The 4,604-nt window shown below is 52.9% G+C and carries 1 protein-coding gene; it reads right to left on the minus strand.

What is annotated here, in order from left to right:
- The coding region (locus RXV90_RS25660) for a hypothetical protein (RefSeq protein ID WP_316653256.1) at positions 1-3,992 on the minus strand (3,992 nt) is incomplete at its 3' end.
- Positions 3,993-4,604 lie beyond the last annotated feature (612 nt).

Genomic DNA, 4,604 nt, shown 5'->3' on the forward strand with positions numbered 1-4,604 from the left:
ACGACGTCGTCCGGGTCGTAGTTGTTCAGCGCGTCCTCGTGTACCGTCTTCAGAACCGTCGCAGTGTTCTGAACAGGTATATCGTCAATCACATTGTAGAGCCCGGCATCGCCGAGCGGCAGCGGGTCGAAATCACCATCTGTCGCGAAAACGTATGGGCTGAAGTCCACCGCCAAGAGGTTTTCGCCACCACCCGGAGCATGATCCAGTTGATCGCCAACCTCGAACCTGGAGGGTCCATCCGGATCGAGTTCAAATCTGACAACTTCGCGCTTGGTCGTGTATATGTCGCCGACTTCGTCAAACCCGAGTGATGCAAGTCCCTCAATTTTGATGCTACTGGCGCCGTCGGTGGCTTCGATAACAATCACGCCGCCCTCAAGTGTCGCAACGACACCCGTGATACTATTGAGACCGGCAAGAAGGTCGGCAATTGTCGTACCTTCGACAACGGGGAGATCGTTGATTTCGACGACGTCACCAAGTCCGTGAGGGTCATCCAGAGCCCACGAGCCGGTGCCGCTTACCGACACGACACCGCCGGTGATCACGTAGGAGGAGACGTTAAATGTCGTCCCGTCCTCGACACCGAAGAAAGTGTCGTCAAACCCGTAAAGTGTCAGAGCGTTTCCACTCCAAGAAGTGAGCTTCAATTCACCTGCAGTACCGCCAGTGTCGGGAGCGATTGTGGCGTCGACAGTACCCGAAGCGTCTATGGCGGTCCGCAAGTCACCCAGCGTATTACCGGAGGCCTCATAAACGATGACTTCATCTCCAGTCGCAGCCCCATCCTCGAAGACACCGTCTCCGTTGTGATCAACGCGGATAACGTAGATCCCATCTGGGATGGTTGTACCTTGATCCGCACTGTTGTTACTGAGGGTGATGATCACGTCTTCTGTGACCGTAGAAATCTGGTAGCAGAGCGCGGCCCCCTTTGAGGTCAAGCCCTGCGCCTCGAGCATAGACGTTGGGAAGTAGGACCCTTCGACGATACCGAAGATTTCATCTGCCTCCGTATCGCCAGAAGTCGGATCGTAGTCGATCGACAACTCGCCATCCGAGCCTTGAATGAGCAACTTGCCGTCGAACAAGAGGGCGCTAACGCCGTCTATTGCATTGATCGCGTCGAGCAGCGCCTGAACTGTGGAAAGCCCTCCCAGATCGATCGCGTTGAGGGTGTCGTCTTCGATTGTCAGCGTTCCTGACGCGGAAAGCACATCGGCGTCGACGATTGCCGTCGTACCCAAAACGAAGGCATCCGTGCGAACACCAAAGGTTGCGTCACGGTCTGCGTAGAGTTCGTCAATGAGAATACTGAAGTCAGCTTCGACATAATTCTTGGTGTTATCGAGATTTATCTCGATTGGGCCTAAGCCTTCGTATTGGTTCAGGCCCAGGCCCGTGCCACCGTCGATAATCTCTATTGATCCGGCATCTGGCCAGTTGAGAATGAATTTGTCGGTGTCGGTGCCTGGAAGCAGTACAGCATCAATTCCAGTGTTGACAGTTTCCAAATTAATTGCCGCAATGAGGCCATTAAAATCCAAACCGTCGAGATTAATGTCCACACGTGTATTCGTTACCCAGCCCCTGTAGCTCAGTGTACCGCTAATCCCCAAGTCCGAGAGCATCGTCGTGCCCTGAACGAATGCCGGAAATTCCACGGTAATATTGGTTCCATCGAGGTCGTTGGTGTTTACGGTTGTATCTTCATTTCCAACAGACAGAGTGTTGTTGATGTGTTCTTCCTCGACATAAAGTGGCGCTCCGAGAGAGCCGTCGATGCCGTCATCTTCAAAGAAGAACTGCGATCCAACTTCGAGGGTCGCCGTCGAAGCAGCCAGATATGTGAAGCCGCCAATGTCGAACGGCGCGTCGAACTTGTCACTCTTTAGGCCTGTCCCGCCATTGAAGACAATTGCCGTGTCAATGAGTTCGCTGGACTGAATATCGATATTGTCGCCTGCATCGATGCCCTTTGCGACAACGGATCCGTCTTCGTTCCAGATGATGATAATCCCCGGATCGTAAGTCGGGCCTCCGCTTGATGTGATCGTAGGCTCTATACCATTTTCGAAATCCGCACGTGTCCATTCGATTTTGAATGTGGTGATCGTACTGCCGGACTTGCGTGAACCCTCAATGACGATGGAGCTGGCGTCGACAAGCTCCTCAGCCTCGACCACGTAGGTGTCGTAGGCACCGTCCGCGATTTTTCCCGCGGTGTCGCCGAGTTGATCGAAACCCGAGATCGTCAACTCACGCATGTTCAACGACTGAACGACGAGTTGTCCATCGACGAGATCGAGGAAGATGCCGCTCTTGGCGGTATCGGAATTGAAGTCGTTGATGAGATCTGACAGATCATCACCACGCCGCACCGTGTAGGAAAAGGCAGTGATACCACCGGGCTCGTCGTCGTTAAGATCGACCGAGATTGTATAGGTATCGCCACGGTTGAGCAGGGTATCCAGCGTCAGTTTGGTGGCGTAACTGGTCTCTGCGACAGTTGTGATCTTTTTAATGCCGTCGACATATCTCTCGCCCGGGTAAATATCAGCGCGATCCAGCAAAACAACTTTGACCGTTGCAAGCTCGCCGCCGCCGACCTGGACGACTTGAAAACCGACACCAGACGCGAGATTTCCTCCGGCTTCGGCATTGGCCCCGAGATATAGTTGTTCTACGGACCCGGACTTGGCGATTGCATCGAATCCACCACCGGAAAGTGCGACGTCATCACCAAATGTTTTGACGACAAGGTTGTTTCCTTCGATTGCAAGCTCGACACGCTGACCAAACTCGCTCTCTATCTGGCCAACCGCATCAATCAAATCCTGCAGTGTGCTCAGCCCAGAGTAATTCAGGGCTGGCTGCCCCTCGACGTCAATAATGAAAGTGAACGCACTTATGTCCTGGTCGGGATCTATGTCGTCGAGCTCGAACCGAGTAACGACGACAGCAAACTCAAAGCTCTCCTCGAGCTTTGCTTCACCCTGATCCAGCTCTGGGATCGTGGTATTCCAATTGGTTTCATCAACAAAAGTGAAAACCACTGACCGACCGTATCCAGGAGTAGCCTCAAGACCGGACTGGAACTCGTTCGAAATGGTCGTATCGCCACCACCTTTCCCGGTGTTGACGCGCTGGTAGCTGGGCAGGGGTTGGAAAATCGATGTATTCGCGGGATTGATTGCCATGGCGATAATGGCATCGCTCGAACCCGGGGTCGTCGATTTCCACATGTAGCCGAGGTTCTGGCCGGAGGGGACACCGGCCAGGCTGAACAATTGCTCGGATTGCGCGGAGACGAACAGGCGGTTTTCTAGATCAACAGCTTCGTCGATCTTGGTGTCGTCGGGGTGATCGATCTCTTCATAAAGCACCGTCCAGGACTTGGCGCCCGTGATTTCGCCCGTGATGGGATCAGTAATCTCTTCAAGATAGAGCGCGAAGATTATGTCGCCATCAGGGTTCGCGAGATCCCCGTAACCCTCGACACCGTAAACGATGTTGTCATCATTTGGATCTGCGTAGAGAAAAATATGGTTGCTGTCATGCGTCAGGAGGCTGTCGAACGGCGTCCCATCGGTTCCGATGACTGGGAAAGGATCGCCATTCAGGCTCGAAGAAAAACTCAAGCTGGTGACAGGGGCATCGCCGCTTGTCACATCGACAATGTTTTCGCCGGGACCGTCGCTCTCTGCATCGGCACGGTCGGCAGGTGACAGGTATCCGCTAAGGGCTACATTGATCCAGTCTGTATAGTCGACAAAGGATCCGGATGCTTGCAGCAAGCCGAGTGCGGTTCTGAAGTTTTCCGGAAGCTCGGCATCCCCGTCATCAGCACCACCGGCGGCAAGATCTTTGTCGATATCAATGTCGTTGTCATCTTCATCGCCTGGAATGCCGGAAGACGTGTCCCAGTTCTGAAAATCGTCAGTCTCATCGACGGTGATCGTCTCAGCCGTTTTTTCAAGTTCAGCCATGTTTTCCCCCAACCAAAAACTTCTGGGCACCAGCCCAGATTGCACATCAGCCTGCTATGATCTGATTGCCGTCAATCTCCTCGCCCACGACTGCATCAACCGTGCGAAAATAAACTGCGCACAAGCTTGACGTCGTTGACCCTCGTCAACATCCGAACGTGCCAGAGATGAGAATGTGTCTCGAACGTCGTATCGAGAATACGAGTACAGCCAACGAATTGCTGGATACGTTCCAACAATTCCGACCGCATTGGACTTACTCCATAACACATAACATAACCCAACCCAAACAATCGCCGGGTCACCTGCCTGTCAGAAGTCAGGCCTCAAATTTATTACACCGTCGGACTTCCCCACCCGACTTACTTCTGGATACGCGCCAGATTGAACAAACACTCAGGTTCATGAGAATGCGCGATGTCATAAGGCAACTCAAGTGAAATTTTGCAGCTCTGTTCGATGGCTAACCAAGGGATCGCCCAAGAGGTTGATATGATCAATTTATTACATCTATTCAGATAGCTACAAGATCTAAGCCCTAAAGCATCCGGCCTTTAACCTGAGACATATCCGGCAGCCCTGAAGTAGTTCCAACACTCTTCGGGTGAGTAT

The sequence above is a fragment of the Ovoidimarina sediminis genome (assembly GCF_032586175.1).
GTDB lineage: Bacteria > Pseudomonadota > Alphaproteobacteria > Rhodobacterales > Rhodobacteraceae > Ovoidimarina > Ovoidimarina sediminis.